Raw genomic sequence first — 21,843 nt, 5'->3', positions numbered from 1 at the left:
ATAGACAGTTACACCGTATCCATAAAGCTTTTTTCAACCTTGGTAAAAATCATGCTACCAAAAAATACACTTACAAGTATGAAGCTACTACTATACAAGAGACTAGTTATTGTAAATGTACCCTCGCCTAAAACCGCATACCTGAAAGCTTCAATAATCGGTGTTAACGGATTCCATTCTATAAATGGTTTATATTTTGAGTTGTTAAAATATTCTAATGGATAAATTACCGGAGTAGCATACATCAGCAATTGAATTGCAAATCCGATCAATACTGTAAAATCTCTGTATTTAGTTGTTAGAGAAGAAATGATAATTCCAAAGCCTAAGCCCATTAAGGCCATCATTACAACAAGAACCGGAATTAATAACCAAGTCCAGCCAATATAAAAGTTGCCGGTCTTAATTCCATAATACCCCATTACTAAAAGCAGAAGCAAGAACTGAATACTGAATTTTACAATATTGGATAGTACAACGGAAACAGGTATTACCAGACGGGGGAAATATACTTTACCAAAGATGGCTGCATTTGCAACAAAAGTATTAGAAGTTCCGGTTAAGCAACTTGTAAAATAATTCCAAATTGTTATCCCACTCATATAGAACACAGCAGGTGCAATGTTTTTCGGAATTGGAATTTTAGCGATCTGACCAAATACTACCAAGAATACAATTGTAGTAAATAGCGGTTGAATAAAATGCCATAACGGGCCAAGTATTGTCTGTTTGTATTGTGCACTAAAATCTCGTTTTACAAAAAGCCACATTAGGTCTTTATAACGCCAGAGTTCTTTTAAGTTTAAGTTAAACATTGCAGTCTTGGGTTCAATGCTTATATCCCACTGATCTTGACTTATAGTATTTGCTTCCTTATTTTGCATTAGTAAATTTTATACCGTTAGTTCTATTGTATTTTTTGACGATAATAAATGCACAAGCTTTTCCTTATACACAGGAAAGCTGAACTTATTCATAAACTCTTGGTGATCGGGAATGTATGCTTGAGTATTGGCTACCACTTTTTTTATGGCATTCATTATTTCTACCTCATCATCCGGATCTACCAATAAGCCAAAATCACCACCTGCCAAAGCATCCACAGATCCATCTTTATTACCGGCAATCACGGGCTTACCGTAATACATGGCCTCGATAAATACAATTCCAAAACCTTCTTTTTTACTCGGCATTACATATACATCGGCCAGATTGAAATGTTCTGCTATTGCTTCATCGGGAACAAAGCCTGCAAAAACAACATATTTTTCAATGTTCAATTCTTTTATCAGTGTATCTAATCTTTTCTTTTCAATTGCATCATACTTGCCAATGATCAAATAACGCAGTAATGGATTTTCAGGGATGAGTTTTTTTAATGATCGAAGCACATGATCATAACCCTTATATCTTTCTCCTGATGCTAATCTGGTTAGAGTGAGTAAAATTTTATGCTCGTTAGTGAAACCATACTTACTTAACAACTCATTAGATTTTGCTCCTTTTACGGGTTCCGGTAAAAAAGGATCAAGACAATTGTTCAGTACAAAAAACTTTTCTTCCGGAATATCATTGAGCTCCATCAATTTGTTTTTGGTATACTTGCTAACCGGCAAAATAAGATCACATTTTAAAAACATCTTTTTCTTAAAAGCAGAAAAAGGTTTCCAAACCTCAATACCATGTGTTATCAGAATCAGTTTAGTAGATGGCGATAATAATTTAATTGAATAGCCTACTGATAATAGATTGATATGACTGAGTATTACAACATCACTTTTTTTTCCTTGCTGAACACTTTTCTGCACAAACTTTAATCTGTTTGATCCAAAGCCTTTAAATATCTGCTTAGGAAAATATTTCTCATCTGTATCAGCAACCTCATCATACATGGAATAAACTTTCGCTTTATTGCCCGATTCAAGACCGATAGAATGAATTGCCCTTCCAACTATCCGGTTTACTTTTTCAATACCGCCGGTAGCAGAAAATACTTTCAGTGTAAGAAAAAGTACAGAATTATAATTATGCCTTGACATTATTTTCGATCAATAGTAAAGTTAAAAACTGCGACCAGTGCATTTTGCCTTCTTTCAGTTTCTTGTGGTTTTTAGAATATTGTTTTGCATAGTCATTATCGATGAACCATTCCGTAAAAGGAAATGCAAAACCCATTTTTGGTCGCTGCCATACTTGTTGGGGTATTCTGCTACCAAAGGCATCGATCAGTATTTGCTTGCCGTATTTTCCGGAATATTTTATGTCCGATCTTATTTTAAGTGCAAGTTCAACAAAATCTTTATCTAAGAACGGAACCCTGATCTCTACACCATGCGCCATACTCATTACATCAGCATCTCTCAGCAATTGATTCTGCATATACATATTCATTTCCATCCAACTAGCTTGATTTTTAGCTGACAGATCATTAATGCCTGGTAATTGTGGATCTGTTCGAAGTATTTCCCATATTTCAGATTCATTCGCATTCAGTTCTCTTGCAATTTCACTGGGTACAAACTGACCTCTTAAGAAAAGATACATGCCTACAGGCCCATCAATGGTAAGATATTGCAATCGCTTCATTCGACGAAAACCGGTATATCTTCCCGATGTCAATAACAGATCGGGTAGTTTTTTTAATAATAAAGTTGGATCAATTCTTCCAAAAGACGGATAGCCACCAAATAGTTCATCTCCGCCGATACCTGATAACACTGCCTTTAAGCCACTCTCTTTTGCGAATTTGCTGATGAACCAGGTGTTTATCCCGTCGCAACTCGGCATATCCATTGAATTGATGATAGCTGGTAAATTTTCATGAAAATCTTTTTCATTTAATAAGTATTGAAAATTATTAGCTGCTAAATTGCTTTGCAACAGATCCTGAAATTCCTTTTCTGAATAAGCAGCTTCATTAAAAAAAATAGAAACAGTATTCAGATCAACTTTCTTATCATCATTTGCAACTGAAGCAATGATACTTGAATCTAAACCACCACTCAAAAAAACACCAATTGGGGCATCAGCTATCAAATGTCTTTTTACTGCATTTTGAAGTCCGTCAGTAATTAATTCTATGGCTGTTGCTCTGTTTGATATTGATTCTACATATTTATACGTAAGAAAAGTCTCAATGTTATACTTACCGGTTGAGATGGTATATTTAAGATAGCTCCCTTTTTGCAGAGGCTTTACATCTTCAAGTGTGGTAATTGGTTCAGGTAAATGACGATATGCCATCAGATACACCTGCCAGTGGCTGCCTTTTGTTTGAAGATATGGTACCGATTGAAACCCTCTTACTTCCGAAGCAAAAGCCAACCCCTGTTTTGTTACAGCATAATATAAGGGCTTTATCCCTCCGGCATCCCTAACCAAAAACAATTCACCGTTCTTTTGATCGAACAGTGCGAAAGCAAACATCCCGTTAAGTTTGGAAAATGCAGCTGTACCCCAAGTACTAAAAGCTGCTAAAATAACTTCCGTGTCGCTATGTGTGTTAAACATGCAACCTAGTTTCTTTAGCTCTTGCTTTAGTTCAAGGTAATTATAAATCTCACCGTTATAGCTGATGTGAGATCTGCCATCTGCAAAAGACATTGGCTGATGGCCGGTTTGTGAGAGATCGATAATAGATAAACGACGATGTCCTAACGCTAACCCATGTTCGAAAGAAGAAAATACTCCTTCATCATCAGGGCCTCCATGTTTTTGCAACCGGCACATTTCTCGTACCATCGATTGCAATGTTTCCGGTGTAGCACTAGGATTAATTATCCCGGCAATTCTACACATAGTATAAGGTTAAAAAAATGCTGATTAAGGTTCGTTACGTACGACTAATATAATAATCGTATTTTTCAGAAAAGTCTTTATATGTGGTTGAAATGCCTTCTTCCAAGTCGATGGATGCTTTCCAACCAAGATCATTTATTTTGTCTACGTTTAAAAGTTTACGTGGTGTGCCATCGGGTTTTGAATGATCAAAAATAAGTTTACCCGAAAATCCGGTAATCTTCTTTATTAATTCTGCCAGCTCAGCAATCGTATTATCTTTTCCCCAACCAATATTAATGATCTCGGGACTTTCATATTGATCCATTAAAAACAGACAGGCTTTTGCAGCATCATCAACATATAAGAACTCACGGGAAGGTGTACCTGTACCCCATATTGTTACGGCTTCGTCATTTTGAATTTTAGCCTCATGGAACTTTCTTATCAATGCAGGTAGTACATGCGAATTCTGAAGATTGTAACGATCTCCCGGACCATATAAATTAGTAGGCATAACACTTATAAACCTGCTGCCATATTGTTGATGATATGCCTGGCACATTTTGATACCCGCAATTTTTGCAATTGCATAGGCTTCATTGGTCGATTCTAGAAAATCAGTCAGTAAATATTCTTCCTTTATTGGCTGCTTTGCATTTTTAGGATAAATACAACTACTACCAAGAAATAATAGTTTTTCAACGCCATTCAAATGCGACTGATGAATAACATTATTTTGTACCGCTAAATTGTCATAAATAAATTCACCGGGATAAGTTTTATTTGCCCAAATACCGCCAACTTTAGCTGCAGCCAAAAAAACATACTGAGGTTTTTCTTTTTCGAAAAAGGTTTTGACCTGTAATTGATCTCTCAAGTCAAGTTCTGATGAACTTTTAACTACAATATTTGTATACCCTTCTTGTTGAAGCAATCGTAAAATTGCACTACCCATTAAACCATTGTGACCTGCAATGTATATTTTATCTGTTTTATTCATTTATTCAATTATTTTAAAAGTTCATGAAAACCAACAAAGCTGGTATATTATGCATGAACGATCTCTAAATTCTTTTTTTCGAAATTGGCTTGTAAAATAATACCCATACTTTGTATCTGTACCTTGGCTTTGTTACCAATCACTTCAATCACCTGACCTTTATAGTTCATAAAAACGCCTTGTTTAACCCGAACGGATGTATTCTTTTCAAATCCGGTATTGACTACCTGTATATCTGAAAATTCGTTTAAAAATTTTTTGATGGTATTGATCTCAGATTCTTTAATGACTGCAGGTTTACCCAACCAGAAAACGAAGTTTAATATCCCGTTGACATGCTTCAGGTCCCATTTATTGTCATCTGAAATTTTTACAAACACATATGATTTAAAAACAGGCTCAAGTACAACTTTTTTTCGATCACTCCATTGTTTAACAACTTTATTAACCGGACAGTAATTCTCTATACCTTTTTCGTCGAGGGTTTTAGCGATCTTTTTCTCCCATCTGGGCTTTGTATAAACAGCGAACCAATGTAGATTATTTTTAGGCATGAATATAGCTTCGCTAATCCTCAGTCACATATTTCAGCAAACTGAAGACAATTTTTATTGATTTTATAACACATTATTTATTAGCAAAAAACCTTACGATCTTTTTAAAATAAGATGTTATATTATAGAAAATAGACCTTGGTGCTTCATCACTACTTCCATATCCGCCGTATCCGTAACCATAACCATATCCATAACCATAGCCGTAGCCATAACCTTTAGAGAAGCTGCCCAATGCAATACCTCTAGGTTTTAACCCATTAAATACCAAACACATATTTTTGAACTTGCCCTGTTTATTCATTTCTTCGATCAAACGAACAAAAGGTTTTGGTGTTTTACCATGCCTGATCACATACAGTGTTACATCAGAATATGGGTTTAATAATAATGCATCAGTTACAGGCCCCACCGGAGCGGTATCAATGATAACATAATCAAATTGTGGCCGCAATTGATCCATTAGATCCTTAAACCCTCCTTTAGCAATCAACTCGGTTGGGTTGGGGGGAATAGCACCAGCCGGTAATAAAAATAAGTTAGGGATTGACGTTTCTTTAATGATCTTATCTAGCGTTGTTTTACCAACCAAATAATTTGAAATCCCAGGCTCTCTATCAATTTCTAACAAAACACTTAATTTAGGTTTACGCAGATCCATTTCGAGTAATGCTACTTTTTTACCGGTTAAAGTAAAACTGATAGCAAGGTTGATCGCCATGAAACTTTTTCCTTCTCCGGAAATACTGGATGTGATCAGTAGCGTGTTTTGTTTTTCATTGAGCCCTATGAAGTTCAGATTGGTTCTTAATGAGCGGAATTGTTCAGCAACTACTGTACGTTTACCATCGTAGATCACAATTGTTTTATTGGAATATGCCTGAGCAATTTCACCAACAAAACTAACAGAGGTTTTACTTTCTACTTCTTCTCTAAATAAAATTTTATTTTTAAACTGTTCTTTAAGCAAAACTAAAAATACAGCTGAAAGTATTCCTATGACTAATCCACTTATGTAAAAGTTTTTAGGTACTGGTCTTATTTGTCCGCCTGTAGAAGCTGTTTCCAATACACGAAGATCTGCAGTGGTAGAAGCTGAGTTAAGTGCCATTTCTTCTCTTTTTTGAAGTAGGAAGGTATAGATGGCATTTTTTATTGATTGTTGGCGGCTGATATCCAGCAATTCTCTTTCTTTAGCGGGAATCCCTTGCAACAATCCGCTATTAAAATCTATGTCTCTTTGAACATTTGTTTTAACCGTTTCTAAAGTAGTTTTAATATTGGCAACATTTTCCTGAATACTTTGTTTGACCTTTGCAATTCTTTGATATAACAACTGCACCGCATCACTTTTATCGCCGGTCAGTGCTTTGGCTCTTTCCAGTTCATTTTCAGATTCGTACAAACTCGTTAATAAACTGCTCAATGTAGGGTCAGAAACCAGCATGAGCGATGGAACTACTCCAGGTTTCTTTTCTTTTCGATTGATATATGTGGTAATATCATTTAAAACGGACAGCTGAATACCCGTTTGTGCCATTCTTCTATCGCCTTCATTAACATTCTGAAGATAATTTGCCCCCTGAGCACTTATGTTAACTAAAGATTCTCTTGCTTTAAAACGTTCAATATTACGCTCTACACTATCAAGCTGACTACTTACAAACCCCAAACGATTATCAATAAAGTAAAGTGTTTTTCTGGCTATTTCATTTTTATCACTAATGGCTGCTATGTTATAAACTTCAAACAGCTTATTTAATATTTCTTTTCCTTTCTCGGGTACAGTGGTTTCTAATCTTACATTCAATACCGTTGAAGCACTGGAAATGGCACTTGCATTTATTCCTCCGCTGATCGTTGATGCAGATCCTTCAACCGATCCGAATTCTATAAGATATTTTTTTGCAGAACTGCTTTTGGGATAAGCATGATTTAAAGTAACAGTATAACTTGTTCCTCCAATTCGGGTAGTTTCTCCATCTTCAATATACCTGCCGTTAAAGAATATTTTTTTTCGGGCCCAATCTATTGAATAATAATACCTGCCTGCAGGATACACACTATCTCTATATACAGCTCTAAAATACACCGGCGCACTTTTACCATATAATTCCTCCAATCTTACTTTTCCATCAATATATGTAGCTGTGTAAAGATCTAATTGTCTAACTACTTCTTTCAATAGCTCCGAAGACTTTAAAACCAATATCTCATTTTCAACGATCTTTTTTTCGCTGAAGATATTTAACGCATCAAGCAATTTAGAATCGCCACCACCTTTATTCGGATCTTTCAATAAAACCTTTGCGCTGGCAACATATACCGGTATTTGCGACCTTAGATACAAATATGAAATGATCAAAGATGTAAAAGTAGTAAATACAAAAAGCGGCCAAAAAGGCAAGTATTTTTGTAAAAGCTGTATCAGTACATTGGTCTCTTTGGTCTCCTGTATATTCTTTTCAATCATAGTTGTAAGAGTTAGCTGTGCCTGCTGATATTATTTTCTGATAAACGTGGTATAAATTATAGCTGTAATTGTTATCACCGATGATACAATAGTCAGAGTTTGCTGCCTATTAGCTCTTTTTACTTCATCAGTGGTTTTGTTGTTTGCTCCAACATATAAAACATCATTCGGTTTCAGATAAAACCATGGGGAAGAAAATATAGAATGATCTTCAAGATTTATTTTTTTAACTTGTTTATTTTCTCCACTATCTCTAATGATCAGTATATTTTTTTTATCGGCATCTGCGGTTAGATCTCCGGAAATAGCAATCAGATCGAGAACGGAAATCTGATCGCTTTTATCAAGATTAACTTGTTGAGCTGTTTTTACCTGACCAAGAATAGTAACCTTATGATTTTGAAACCCTACTTTAACGATCGGGTCTTTTAAATACGGCGCCAGATCTTTTGCGATCCTATCCTGAAGTGCTTTTGTGGTCATTCCTTCAACATGTATAATACCAAGTTTATGCAATTCTATATTACCTTCCTTATCTAAATAGTATCCAATTATGTTTTGATGCCCGGAGCTGGAATTACCGTTTGTAGAATTAAACAATACGTCTTCATTAGCGTTTAAACTCGTTATTGAGATTGTTAAGATATCTCCTTTCTGGATCTTCAATTCGGCTCTTTCATTAACGAATGCACTAATGGTCGTGTCTTTAGTTAAAGTTTTAAACGAATTCGCATTCGTGTAAGTTGTTTTACAAGAACTAAATATTACTACTAAAAATGATATCGCTAATAAAATGGAATTAAACCTCAACACAGGAGACTTTGCGAAAGAAAACAAGTTGTACATAAGTTTTGAAATATAAGGAGATATTCTATTAAAAACGAAAAAAGGCATTACAAATAAGGTTTAACAAATCAAGCATAAGCTATATGCAAACTTCGTTAAAATAACTTGTATTGCCAACTGTTGTTACTACATAAATTAGGTACGTATATAAAAATAAAAGGGATAACAAGACGAATCTGTCACCCCTTTTAAAGATGTAAAATGAATTATTTATTTGTGTTGTCGCCGGCTTTTGCTTTTCGGCTGTCTCTTGCCTTTTTTACTCCGTATCCAACTCCTGCCGCTACCAGCAAACTGATCCCTCCGTCGATTGGAGCATCCGGATCCTCTCCAGGATCGATCTGAGCAAGCGCAAACTTAGGTAGGACATTTAAAACAACCACAAGTAAACTTGTGAACAATAGTATCTTAGTATATCGTTTCATTTGAAAGACGAATTTTTCTGTTCTATAATTTAATGGTTAGTACGCTTTTAATATGACAAGTTAATCACGGTTTGTTGCCTATCCGGGTGAATAACTTCGAGCTTATAGAGGCCTTTAGCCACATTATTGCCCAAAGATAACGTTTCTATTGCACTACCACCCAAATGTTGAACAGTTTTCTTCAAAATTGTTTGTCCCACAGTGTTAATAATTCGTACTTCGTACTTACCTTTTGGCATATTATTAAGCTGTAAACCAACAACTCCGTCAACAACCGGATTAGGATAAACCCCTATTTCTGAAGTAATGCTACCGGTTTTAACTCTTATGATCTGACTGTAAGCAATCGCTCCTGACTGATCTACAAGGCGTATTCTGTAGTAATTATCTCCTGTATTCGGCGAAACATCTAACCAGTTATAAGACGCCGTAGCACCTGAATTCGCTGCCGCTATAGTGCTCATTTTTGTGAAATGAACCCCGTCAGTTGATTTTTCAACTTCATACGACTTAGCGTTTACTTCATTTGCTACACTCCATTGTACCGCTATGCCAGCGTTTTGCTGTGCTGCTTTAACATTGCTGAACTTAACAGGAGTCGTATTTAACACTTTAAATACGATCATGAACCTGTCTGTTCTATTAGACTGTGCATCTGCAGTAATATCAAATAAATAGAATGTAGAATCTGTATTGCTAATTGTTATCGGCGTAGCGGTATTTAAATACTTATCTATCAAAGTTGCAGCGACATCCGTTGCAAAGTATTTAGTTGAAACTACCAATCTGTGCTGTACTTGATTGGCTTTAGACATATACAAGAAAACTGTGTCATCATCAGCTATCGGGCTCCTTCTATTTGTTGATAATTGTAATCCATCTTCCAAAATACGTAGTTCAGCTAATAAGCTTCCCACAGGAGAAATATTGTCTTCATTAGAACTAACCGCATCACTAAATAAAGGATCGAAATAAGCATTTGAACCGGAAAGGTTGGTAAATCTGCTTGTTGTTGAGTTATAGAACTGCAGATCCAACTGAAGTTTAGCTGATGGTGTAGCAGCCGGTCTATTAGCACTGCTTGTGTTGCCCCTTGCCGGACGACTTTGAATACCATCCAGTGTGCTTACTCCAGTTACCTTATCTGTTTCGTGGAAAGTTACAGTACTTCCTGAAGCAGCATTGTTGTATGTAAGGAATGCCTCACCGGATTCTACCGTACCCGGATAATCCCAAGTGGTGGTTGGTCCATTATTTACATCATAGCTGCTGCCATTCCAGTTAAAGAACACATATCTACCAGTACTTTGATAGTTGGTATATGCCGCCGGATCCCACAATTTGAAATCATGTTGGTTAAATCCAGATCCTCCCATATCAACGCCATACATATATATCTGACTTGGATATGGATTACCTACTACATTGGTCTTATTTGGTACGATCGTAGAAACAACTGTTCCAATATTTATCTTACCTCTTGGTTCGAGTGTTGTATTACCCGAAGCGGTATATTGACTACCAAACACATAACTTCTATCACCTCTCACAAATAAGCCCCAGCCCAACTGGCTCATTAAACGGGTAGATTTTGTATTTGCAGGATAGCTCAATTTAGTTGTAGCTCCTGTATTATCGAAGTATTCAATCGAGTAACCATTATTACCCGTACCCTGATCAAATCCTTTATCAAAATCATAAAGACTTGATGGTCCGGTGATATGTGTACCATAACCAGGCCAAGGATTTGTATTGTTAGGTGTTGTATAGTCAGGGTTTACCTGTCCTGATTGCCATGCCGAATTGATTGATAAAGTATCATCTGCCTGCAATGGAGCTGTTAAGAACCTCCAAGTACGCACGGTAGTTGTATTACCAATAAATCGTTGCGCTACAACCCTACCTGTAGACGAGTAAGAAATATCTGCATCGGAAGGATTTACCTGTGCCAGATCTGCAGTTCTTGTTGCATTTGAAGGCAATACAAGATCAGATGCATTTAATTCTAATGTACCTTTTGTTAAGGTCAGTGTTTTGGTAACACAGATATTAGAAGACAGATTAACATTGGTTGTCTTTGCATTTTTGTCAATGATCAGGTAAGGGAATGTTTCACCTCCAAATTCACCATTAGAACCTTTTGTACTACTTGACGGAGCTGAAATTGCTGACGCATTTGAACCGTTAAAGAATACAGCACGGTCATTTGCAGTAAATGTTCCTGATGAGCTACGGGTCCAGTTACCCCCTACATAAAGGTCATTTCCTACAGTGCCGTTCAACACCAAGGTACCGTTGCTGATGTTTAAGTTACCAGCCAAGCCTCTGTCTGCTGAAGGCATATTTACCGTAGTACCGTTTTGTATGGTAACATTTTGAGGAACTCCGGAGCCTGCTGTCGTATTATTTCCAGTCCATTCATTACCAAATGTTGGAGTACCTGTTTGGTTGTACACCAAAGTAGATGCACTACCGTAAGTAACTGTATTGTTAGCTAAAGAGCCGCCTGAGCTTATTTGTAATGTACCGTTAACAGTTGTTAATGAAGAACCCGGATCAAATGCTGCTGTAAGATTTGTAGTAACATTTGCACCAAGTACAAGTGTACCACTGTTTGCACTTGTTACAGTTTTTGTACCTGTAACAGCAAATGTTCCTGTACCTGTAATATTTCTTGCTGCTCCGTCTACAAGGATATTACCACCATTTCCACTTAAAGTAAATGTTCTTCCATTAAGATCCAATCCACCTGCATCGATCAATTGTAAAACACTACCACTAGTAGAAGCAATACTTACATCGGTACCGGTACCCAGTTGAACATTTCCGCTTGGTTTGTCAATAATAAAGTAAGCAAATGCCTGAGTTCCGGAAGTTGCAAGTGTAATAATTTGATCACTTGAACCATTAAAGAATACGGCTCTGTCATTATAGTTTACAGAAGATGAAGATGCATCTCTCGTCCAGTTTCCTCCTAAGAATAAATCACCACCAGATGAACCGCCTAAACTTATATTACCATTTAAAATGATATTATTACCAACCGTTAATGCAGCACTACCACCACCATAATCCATATAGAAAGCTGAACCTGCATCGATGGTTAAATTGCCACTCAATGTCGCTGCCTGACTACCCGATCCTCCAACGTTATCAGCATTCATAATTGTATTTCCTGATATCTGAACATTCACAGGCGTAACAGCACTTGTCCATTCTGCGCCTCTTACTTCAGGGTTTGCACCAGTGTTATAAATCAAGGTAGAGCCACTGTTGTACACCGGACCGTTTGTAGTTATAGAACCACCTGCATTTATAGAAATGGTACCATTAACCGCTGTTTTAGATGCACCGGGGTTAAGCGCTGCACTAGTTGTTACATTATTGAATGTAGTTGCATAAGAACCACCGACAGTAGCTGCACTTGTAAATGCGACAGTACCTGTTCCTGCTGTTAATGCTCCTGTTCCAGAGTTGTTTGTCCAGTTACCGGCAACACTTAATGTTGGAGAACCACTGAAGGTTATACCTGCTCCACTTTCAAGTGTGATACTTTTCGCTGCTACCGAAGAACTAATTGTAATGTTTACACCTGAACGAATAGTTACATCATCAGCAGATGTTGGTACACTACCTCCACACCAATAAGCCGAAGTGTTCCAGTCGCCGCCTGAGTTTGGTCCAACCCATCCGCCGGTTGCAACCGCAGTTAACACCGCAACTGCTGAAGTATCGGCACCTTTATTGTTTGTATAAATAACCCTGTATTGATTATTATTGTCGGCAACAGCTACAGTGAAATCGTAATCAGCCGCCGTTTCTCCACTTACATCCGACCAGCTACTACCATTGTCAGTACTTACTTGCCATTTGATAGTTGGTGTTGGAGCACCGGTAGCAACTGAAGTAAATGTTACAACAGCCCCATCGCAAATAGTTTGTGAAGAAGGATCCGTTGTTACAACAGGAACTGCTGCATTTTTACCTGCCTGGTAATTACCATCCAGCGAAGTGATTCCTGTAGCAGTAATTGCTGAAGATGTTGCTGAAGCAACAGTTGGATATGTCCATCCGCTATTATATTTTCCAACTTTATACAATGTCGCATCAACTGTTGTAACCAGGTCTGCTGCATTATACGTAAATGTAGGAGCTAAAGTATATGTTGCAACACCAGAATTGGTTAATGTCCAATAACGTTGTGCCCTGTCTATATTATCAATAGTAGAAGTCGCCAGGTTTGGCTCATCCGTACTGGTAGTATTTACAGTTACATTACCAGCTGTACCTACGGTTGTAAACGCAAGACTTGCAGGCGCATATTCACCCGTGTTACCAACTGGATACGCATAGGTGTTAGTCCCTGTTGCAACAGCTCTTTGTAAATTACCATTTACAAAAGTTCCTGTACCGCCACCACTAATAACAGTTGTAGCCGTACCACTTATTATTACTCTATATGAACCACCTGTAATTAACTCTCCATCAGTTAATGTAAGACCACCGGCAGTATTATTAGAAACAGTTATATCATTGTTTAAAGTAACACCTGTTGAACTTGAGTTGTTAATAGTTAATTTATTAAATGTTTCACCACCTGATTTAGTTATAGATTGTGCATTTGAGCCATTAAATTCAATTGTTGTATTTGCATTTGTAAATGTTCCGCTATTTGACCAGTTTCCAGCTAATTTAACTACGCCTGTACCTCCAGTATTACTAAGTGTTCCTGCACTACCGATTGTAACATTTCCCCCAACATTTATTGTTGCAGTTCCTGTATTTCCATTAATATCGAGTTTTGCGGTATTACCAGCTGAAACAATTAAATCTCCTCCTACATTTAGTGAATAAGCTCCATTAACGAGACGAAGACCATTGGTGGCAGCACCAGTATTTAATACAGAGAAGTTACCATTTACAGTTGTTAATGCACCTCCAATATTTGTTGTTGTAGTTTGCGAAGGAGAGTTCCATGTGAAATTAGAGAAAACTTGACCAAGACCTGCAGATGGGGTTGTTGACGTATTACCTGTTATTTCACAAGTAGAACCTGTAACCCAAGTCGCTGTTGGAATAACCCCGGCATTGTGTGCATGTTGATATTTACCTCCATTAGAAATACTTAATGTACCTGTAGTAGTGAATGTACCACTTGATACTCTTGTTAATGTCCCATCTACAGTCAAAGTTCTACTTCCACCAATTGTGGCGGTTGATGTACCACCCATGGTTAAAGTAACGCCGGACGCAATAGTAAAGTTTCCAGATGTTAACGTCAAGCTACTTGCAAAAGGTAAAGTAATGCTGGAATTTAATGTTACACCTCCTGCACCAGTAACACTAACGGCTACCCCAATTGATGTTCCTGAGAATGCACCTGCATTTGACCATGTCTGTGCTGAAGCTCCATTAAAGATCATTGCAGCGGTTCCTGATCCACTTGCAGTTAAAGTACCTGAAGCCCCTACATTCAAATTACCTCCAATTGTTAATTGTCCCAATTGTGCTGAAGTATTTTGCTTTAGATCTAGGATTCCTCCAGTTATATCAACATCCCCCGTAATTGTTAAGCCTCTTGTACCACCGCCATTTCTGTTTACAAAGAAATTACCACTAGTTTGTTCATAAGATGCAGCGGTAGTAACTGTTGTTGTAGAAGTAGGTATTACAGCTCCATTTCCTGATGTTGATATTTTTAATTTACCATCAATTGTTTTGCCGCCAATATTAATAAAGTCACTTGCCAACGTTGAAATATTATTTTTAAACGTTACATTATAATAGTTGCCAGATGCAGGTGTCGCTAATGTAGCAGATCCGGCATAAGTACCCGATAAAACTACAGTTGAACCTGTGCCCCAAGTAAAGGCAGTTGGCACAGCTACAGAGTTAGCAATATTGTGTTCATAAATACCTCCACTTCCAACAGATGCAGTGCTGCTGCTGAAAGTTAAAGTACCCGAATTAAGTATCGTTCCATTTAAGGTTAAATCAGGAGCTGCAGTGCTGTTTGCAACCGTTAGTGTACCTCCCGATGCAATTGTTATCTGACCTGTACCGGCTACTGTAATACTATCAGCTGTAATACTTTGTCCATTTGGAACAACGATTGTATCATTCGCCAAAATGGTAACTCTTGCTGAAGAAGCATCAGGTGTTAATGTTGCCGGTATCCAGTTTGAATTATCCGGAGAACTTTCCCAAGATGCCGCAGAATTCCAGTTACCTGAAGTTGCAACAGCAGATCTGAAGTAATCGCCAGCCGAAGATACAGCCGCAGTGGTTTGATTACCGGTTGCTGCAGTACCATAATAATTTTGAGAATTATTACTACCTACATTGTATTCATAGATAGCAAAATGATAAGTAGTATTTGTTGTAAGACCAGTAACTGTAACAACATTTGTGGTGCTATTGGTTCCATTATAAACCACTTTGTTACCACTACCCTGGTCTGTTGCAGATCCAAAAGCAGCACTAACGGTACCGCTTATACCTGCACCGTCCGTTGGTGCCCAATCAACTGTACTACCCGCTTTAATAACAACTATCCTGTTAGTACCATAACCTGAACCCGGCAAAGTATAATCTACCTGAATAGATGTAGCAGAAGTAGTTCCAAAACTTACCGTTCCTTTATCGGTCGGTTCAGCAGCTAATGCAATACCGGTAACTGCTATATTTCTTGTGGTAGCATCCGTTGCCGCATTGGTAACATTCGCTGAAACTGTTCCATTTGCAGATGAAGGTGAAAACCTTACATGTATTGTTGTTGTAGAGACTGCATCACTTCCATCTCTTGTTAAAACAATTGGATTAACACTAAAATCGCTATTATCAAGACTGATAGCATACCCTGTAGGAGCAGTAACAGTAATAGATGATGCTAATTCTGTTCCCTCTACAGTATAAGATTGTGATGTAGAATTATTTCCGGTTACCGTATTTGCGAATGCAGATAAAGTTCCTATTGTAGTAATTGTAGGATTATAAGTTGTTTGATTGCCTGTTCCCGGAGTTAAATAATAATTTGGAGAACTTGCACTGTTATTTGTGTATTCATATACTGCAAAATAATATGCAGTATTAGCAGTTAATCCTGTTACTGTTACAGTATTACCTGTTCCATCGTAAACGATCTTATCACCACCACCCTGATTATCCGCAACTCCAAAATCACTGCTGATTGTTCCGCTTAAAGACGTTCCATCTGTAGGAGTAAAACTAAATGAGTTATTAGTAGCACGAGCCACCACAAATCTTCTTCCACCTGTACCACTATTAAAATTAACTACAAGACTAGTATTCGTTCTTGCACCAAAAGTAACAGTACTTGCAGTTCCAGGCTCAGTCGCTAATGTCACAAAACTTACTTCGCTGCCATAGCCTGTACCGGCTCCGTTTGTAGCATAGGCTTTTACATAATAAGTTGTATTAGCAGATAATGAACTTAAAGAGCTGCTGAATGAACCTGTACCGCTACCATTTGTGGTAAAAGGATCAGATAATGTAGGAGAACCTGTTGTGTTATATACAACACCTCTTGCTGTAACTGCATCACCACCATCACTGGTTACATTACCACCGGTATTTGCACTGTTTTCTGTTATAGAAGATATAGCCGTTGTTGTTACAGTTGGTGCAACTGCTGATGATGTCGTTGCAGTTTCAGTACCAGACCATGCTGAACTACCTCCTGCATTTACAGCTTTTACTCTATAATAATATTGAGTGCCAGAGCTAAGTCCACTCACTGCATATGTTTGAGTACCTGAAGCTATACTGTTAACTGTAGTAGGAGAACCAAAGGCGTTATCATCATCTACTTCTAATGTTATGGTAAATGTTTCTGAACCTTGTCCTGTTGGATCTGTCCAGTTTGCAGTAAAACCTGTTGATGTTATTGATGTTGCAGTTGCAATAGTAGGCGCTTTTGATAATGTTGTAAAGGTGGCATCACTACCGTTAGTAGTACCGGCCGCATTTACACCTTTCGCACTGAAATGATATAAAGTATTCTCTGCTAATCCTGTTATTCCTTTTGTGATGGATGTATTACTTGTTCCTGTAACAGGGCTTTCATTTGCTACTACATTTGTACCATAACTATTTGTTGTACCCCAATCGAATGAAGCAGTTGTACTATTAGCATTTGCATTTATTGTACCATTTAATGTTACCGTAGTTGTTGTAACAGCACTTGCAGCATCTGTTGTAACAGTTGGGGCTTTTATAATAGTAATGGTTCCTCCAATACTTGCAGAGCCGAATTTATTACCACCACCATTGTATGTTAGGTTGCTTGTCGTTAACGCAGTAACAACAATTGTGTTACCCGGTGTAGCACCGGAAGGCACATCGGCAGTGATCCAGAAATAACCAACATGGCCATTGATAGCACTTGCTGTTAAACTTGAAAAAGTATGGGTACCTGTACCTAATCCGGTAGTAATATCAGATCCTATCTGACTGGCACTACCAAAACTATTGTTATTATCTGAATAATATAATTGATATTTCGAAACATCTGACGCACTGTTTGTAGTAGCGAAAGTAAGTTGATTCAATATAGCTGTAGAAGTAGCAATTGTTGTTTGGAAATTATAAATAATTTTTGTGTTAGTTGGAGCAGTCACGGTACTGCTTGCTACCTGTCCACCAGAATTGTCTGCCAAAGTAATATCCGGAACTGCCGGAGGTATTGCAACCGACCAAACATTGGTACCTGTTAATGTTGCTGCCGTTATACCGGTTACAGCAACTGTATTTGGAGTACCTGTGTTTGTTGTGCCTCCTATGTTATCCCATGTTGAACCATTGTATTGTAAAGCCTTACCTGTGCTTGCTGCTGCTGCAAGATTAGCACCTGCATCTGCAGTATACCAGCTGAATGTAATATCAGAAGTTGCTGAACCACCTGTTACTATGCTCCACTGATTCACTGACGCATCAGTTGAAGGCGAATAAGTTGTGGCAGCAGAACCAATGGTATATTGTTGACTAGAAGCAGCAGTGATTGATAAAGGCGTGTATTTTGTAGCTGTACCTACCGGATACGTAAATGCACCCGAATGTGTTTTTATCACTTTACCTGTACCGTTAGTAGCAATATAACTTGTTGTACTGGCGCCGGTACTGGTACCAGAGGTTGTACCAAATGTCAAATCATTATTCCCTAATTTCAAAACACCGCTAGTCAAAGTAAGTGTCTGATTTACTGTTATAGAATTGGCTAGAAGTACAGAATCGGCAGCCTTATTAATGGTTAAATAATCAAAGGTTTCTCCACCGAATTTTGTTATGGTTTGATTGCCGCTTGCTCCTACAAATCTAACTGTTCTTGAATTGGGTGTAAATGTACCGGCATTGGTCCAGTTGCCTCCTACATTTATGTCACCACCTACTGTAGCACTTAATGCAAAAGTACCTTGAGTTATATCAAAATTTCCCAAAGCATTACGAGCAGTAGTCGGCGATGTAACTGTTATACCGCTTCCATTTATTTTCACATTTTGCGGAACTCCTGGTGTGGTTAAAGCTGTACCGCTTTTCCATTCATCGAATACACCGTAGGTAACTTTATATTCTAACGTGGAGGCATTCCCATAAAACGGAGGATGTGAGTTTGCAATATTTGAATTGGTTGTACTATTTAACTGCAATGTTCCATTAACGGTAACTAAACTTGTAGAAGTGCCATTACCCCCGCAATCTAATGTTGCATTGCTGTTCATTTGAACTGTAACGGTTGAACCAAAAGTAAGGCCAGTCAACCCGGAGACCGTAATAGTATGTGCTCCTGAACCTGTAAGTGATACTATACCTGCACCTGTACTTATAATTTGTCGGCTACCGCTACCCGTTATAGACTGAGCTGCAGCAGCGCTATTTAGAGTTAATGTATTAGCATTGATATCAAGATCTCCACTCGTTAAGGTAACTGTACCGCTAACTGTTGCGGCTGTTGAAGCAGCTAATTTTACGCCGGCACTGTTGTTTATAGTAAGTGCACGGGCTCCGGTAAATCCATTACCCACTACTTGTGCTGATGCCCCATTAAAGGTATAATCTGCACCTGTATTAAAAGTACGTGTACCCCCTAATTGTATAGTACCATTTGCACCACTTGAAGTTAATGCTCCTGTTGCATTGGTATTGGCTGTAATAATACCACCTCCAGCAGATAGCGTAAATGTTCCTGAGCCTCCATCCAATAAACTGGTACCAAAATCTACTGTTGCTCCATTGTTTATTACAAATGCTTGGTTACCCGAAATAGTTGTGGTTCCTGATCTTGAAAATGTTTGTGTACCCGTTTTTGCAAAGTTGAACGAAGCCGTACCAGTACCTGTTCCTGTTTTAACTATTGAGCCACCGGTCATGGTAAGATTCCCTTTCAAATTTACAATCCCATTATTGGAACCATTTGTACTACCAGACAATTGAAAATCCAAAACACCGGTTCCTGAAATATTCAAATTACCATCAATATTAATCGCCGGTGCTCCGGTATTATTTGCTGTATTATGTGTCAATGTTCCAGAAGAAATATTACAATTACCTGTTACGTTTAAATTAACACTACCATTGGCAGAGTTTAAAGCCAATGTTCCCCCATTGATATTTAAATTACCACCAACAGTTGTAGTGCTTGATGCACCGGCATTTAGTCTGATATTAAATGTAGCTGTATTTGTAACAGAAAAATTCCCATTTATAGTTATAAGATTACCCCCTAAACCGATGGCTTGAGATTGATTAGAACAATTCCATATTACATTAGAATAAGTTTGGTTAAAAGAAGTCCCTGGACTCTGACTTGTTAGCCCTGTTACCTCCATTGTTGAACCGGTATTCCATACAAGAGCAGGAAAAGTACCTGAAGCAATTCCATGTCGATAAGTACCTGTACTTGTTACAGTAACACTATTAGCTGTACCGATTGTTAAAATCGCAGCATTTGCATTCAAATTACCAATATCTAATATCCCTGCAATACTTGCTGTGTTAGATGCAGCTATTGCTAATGTTTGAAGTGATGTCCCTCCTGTATAACCAAAGATCAATGTACTACCTGCCTGTATATCTAAATCGGCACCTGCAATACCGCCACCAATCGTATATGACCTAGTAGAGGAAAGGGCCCCTATTCGTATATTAGCTGAGTTCATTAAAACTAATTGCCCAATCGTTAAATTTGCAGAAGTGGCTATTGCTGAGATTTGCCCCGTTTGCAGACCACCAGTAGCACTAACATCGCTACCATCGATAATTAAAATATTACTTGTTGTAAATGCAATTGCTCCGGAAGATCCTGCTGTTCCGCCTACACCTGCTGTACTCCAGTTTGTTCCATCATTAAATGCTGCAGCAGGCCCAGTTCCACCCACCCAATAATATGCAGTACCTGTAACTACTGTATAAGAATAATTACTACCGCTGTTATTGTCATAATTTATTGTCATCGCATCGGCATCTGCATGTGTTGGAGTTGTAGCCCCTGAAGTAAAAACGTAATATTTTACTGACGCTGCTGAAGTATTGAATGATGCAGGAATTGTAAATGTAGCAGTTGTACCAACAACAGAAGTTGCTGCTGCTATTGTAGAAGTAGAAAAATTATCTTTTGTGTAACGGATATACGCATTTTGTCCTGTAGATAAAGCTCCGGATAATGTTGAGGTTACAGTTACTACCTGTGATGCATAAATATTTCCTGAAGCCAATGGAGACTGCACTGTACCTGAAAGACTTCTAACTGCACCTTGTACTTCCGTAGCCCATATTTTTGCAGTTGCAGGTGCACCATTAGTTGTTTTAAATACAACATTACTTGAACCACTGGCAATATTTAAAAACCATGCACCTGAAGCTCCGCTAATTGTAGATAATGGAGCTGCACCGGAAGTAACTTGAATGTCAGCACCGGTAGTTGGTCCATATTCCGTCCAACTTGAAGTTGCACTTGTAAATCTAAAATACTTGTTACCGGCTCCACTTGGAGTTAACACAATTCTGTTACCAGGATAATTGGAAGCAGTTGTTAAATTATTAGAAGCGGAGATTGAGTTCCATGAAAATCCACCATAATCTCCTGTATTGATATAAACAGGATTTTGTGCATGTAAAGCACCACACAAAAGTAACAACACAGCTACGCACAAAGCAGCAGCTTTGGATAAAAATTTATTCATGAATTTAAATTGAAAACTTAAGATAGAAATGCCAGTGGCTGGAGTAAATATTTTTCTCATAATAGCAACATTGAATTGTTAGCAATCGAAGACCGTACCTTGATTAAATCTTTAAAAAATTATGACTCTACATAAAATAACCGGATCATTGCTTTCACTACAATTATTACATGATGAAAAAAATAGCATATTGGTTGCACCAACGGTGTTTTTTATTCAAACAAACAATAACAAGGATATCGGAAATTTTAGCCCAAGGCTGGCTGCTAAAGTACAGAAAATCAACAATATTAACAAATATTTTAAGTATTTACAGTATTGTTGTTACAAATCAATTATTTATGCAATGGCATGTGGAAAACATTCAGGTCAACCCTACTCATATTGCGATTATTTTTATTTGTCTACACCTCCGCTCACAATACTTACAGGTTAATCAAAACGGTCATTATTGGCAGTTATTGCTATTTAAAAAGTATAATTTTAAGTGAAAAAATATTAACGTATAAGGGTAGTTGATGATTTATAAAATAGCATAAAAAAAAGAGTGCTTTTGAGGGCACTCTTT

At 37.7% G+C, this 21,843-nt stretch carries 10 protein-coding genes; 1 reads left to right on the top strand and 9 read right to left on the bottom strand.

The window, feature by feature from the left end; genetic code table 11:
- Positions 1–8 precede the first annotated feature (8 nt).
- The 9 genes from ACQ33O_RS09885 to ACQ33O_RS09845 form a co-directional block, all read right to left on the bottom strand.
- Positions 9–884 (bottom strand): ABC transporter permease, encoded by an 876-nt coding sequence (locus tag ACQ33O_RS09885; RefSeq protein WP_430995414.1) that lies wholly within the window; start codon positions 882–884, stop codon positions 9–11.
- A 9-nt stretch (positions 885–893) separates the two neighbouring features.
- Positions 894–2,039 carry a glycosyltransferase family 4 protein gene (locus ACQ33O_RS09880; RefSeq protein ID WP_430995413.1) on the bottom strand — a complete coding sequence of 382 codons (1,146 nt, stop codon included), beginning with the start codon at positions 2,037–2,039 and terminating at the stop codon, positions 894–896.
- Complete coding sequence (gene asnB, locus ACQ33O_RS09875; RefSeq protein ID WP_430995412.1) at positions 2,026–3,798, bottom strand: asparagine synthase (glutamine-hydrolyzing); 1,773 nt, start codon at positions 3,796–3,798, stop codon at positions 2,026–2,028. Before asnB ends, ACQ33O_RS09880 begins: the two co-directional genes overlap by 14 nt.
- A gap of 34 nt (positions 3,799–3,832) precedes the next feature.
- The gene (locus ACQ33O_RS09870) at positions 3,833–4,780 is read right to left on the bottom strand and encodes a GDP-L-fucose synthase family protein (protein ID WP_430995411.1); all 948 of its coding nucleotides are present in this window, start codon (positions 4,778–4,780) and stop codon (positions 3,833–3,835) included.
- Positions 4,781–4,827: 47 nt separating this feature from the next.
- Positions 4,828–5,334, bottom strand: a complete 507-nt coding sequence (locus tag ACQ33O_RS09865) for a UpxY family transcription antiterminator (RefSeq protein WP_430995410.1) — start codon at positions 5,332–5,334, stop codon at positions 4,828–4,830.
- 73 nt (positions 5,335–5,407) lie between these two features.
- A complete protein-coding gene (locus tag ACQ33O_RS09860) occupies positions 5,408–7,807 on the bottom strand; it encodes a polysaccharide biosynthesis tyrosine autokinase (protein ID WP_430995409.1) in 2,400 nt (799 codons plus the stop codon).
- Positions 7,808–7,837: 30 nt separating this feature from the next.
- Positions 7,838–8,653, bottom strand: coding sequence for a polysaccharide biosynthesis/export family protein (locus ACQ33O_RS09855; protein WP_430995408.1), 816 nt, complete (start codon positions 8,651–8,653; stop codon positions 7,838–7,840).
- Between the two features lie 206 nt (positions 8,654–8,859).
- Positions 8,860–9,078 carry a PID-CTERM protein-sorting domain-containing protein gene (locus ACQ33O_RS09850; RefSeq protein WP_430995407.1) on the bottom strand — a complete coding sequence of 73 codons (219 nt, stop codon included), beginning with the start codon at positions 9,076–9,078 and terminating at the stop codon, positions 8,860–8,862.
- 47 nt (positions 9,079–9,125) lie between these two features.
- Positions 9,126–21,335 (bottom strand): fibronectin type III domain-containing protein, encoded by a 12,210-nt coding sequence (locus tag ACQ33O_RS09845; RefSeq protein WP_430995406.1) that lies wholly within the window; start codon positions 21,333–21,335, stop codon positions 9,126–9,128.
- A gap of 61 nt (positions 21,336–21,396) precedes the next feature.
- On the opposite strand from ACQ33O_RS09845, the gene ACQ33O_RS09840 reads away from it, so the two are divergent.
- Entirely contained in the window at positions 21,397–21,711 is a 315-nt protein-coding gene (locus ACQ33O_RS09840) for a hypothetical protein (protein ID WP_430995405.1), read from the top strand.
- Positions 21,712–21,843 lie beyond the last annotated feature (132 nt).

This window comes from Ferruginibacter sp. SUN002 (genome assembly GCF_050611725.1).
Lineage (GTDB): Bacteria > Bacteroidota > Bacteroidia > Chitinophagales > Chitinophagaceae > Ferruginibacter.
This window is presented reverse-complemented; position numbering and strand designations above follow the sequence as displayed.

Excerpts from the sequence above, each read along its gene's own strand:
- ACQ33O_RS09885 (WP_430995414.1), bottom strand. The coding sequence starts at position 884 with ATGCAAAATAAGGAAGCAAATACTATAAGTCAAGATCAGTGGGATATA.
- ACQ33O_RS09880 (WP_430995413.1), bottom strand. The coding sequence starts at position 2,039 with ATGTCAAGGCATAATTATAATTCTGTACTTTTTCTTACACTGAAAGTA.
- asnB (WP_430995412.1), bottom strand. The coding sequence starts at position 3,798 with ATGTGTAGAATTGCCGGGATAATTAATCCTAGTGCTACACCGGAAACA.
- ACQ33O_RS09870 (WP_430995411.1), bottom strand. The coding sequence starts at position 4,780 with ATGAATAAAACAGATAAAATATACATTGCAGGTCACAATGGTTTAATG.
- ACQ33O_RS09865 (WP_430995410.1), bottom strand. The coding sequence starts at position 5,334 with ATGCCTAAAAATAATCTACATTGGTTCGCTGTTTATACAAAGCCCAGA.
- ACQ33O_RS09860 (WP_430995409.1), bottom strand. The coding sequence starts at position 7,807 with ATGATTGAAAAGAATATACAGGAGACCAAAGAGACCAATGTACTGATA.
- ACQ33O_RS09855 (WP_430995408.1), bottom strand. The coding sequence starts at position 8,653 with ATGTACAACTTGTTTTCTTTCGCAAAGTCTCCTGTGTTGAGGTTTAAT.
- ACQ33O_RS09850 (WP_430995407.1), bottom strand. The coding sequence starts at position 9,078 with ATGAAACGATATACTAAGATACTATTGTTCACAAGTTTACTTGTGGTT.
- ACQ33O_RS09845 (WP_430995406.1), bottom strand. The coding sequence starts at position 21,335 with ATGAGAAAAATATTTACTCCAGCCACTGGCATTTCTATCTTAAGTTTT.
- ACQ33O_RS09840 (WP_430995405.1), top strand. The coding sequence starts at position 21,397 with ATGACTCTACATAAAATAACCGGATCATTGCTTTCACTACAATTATTA.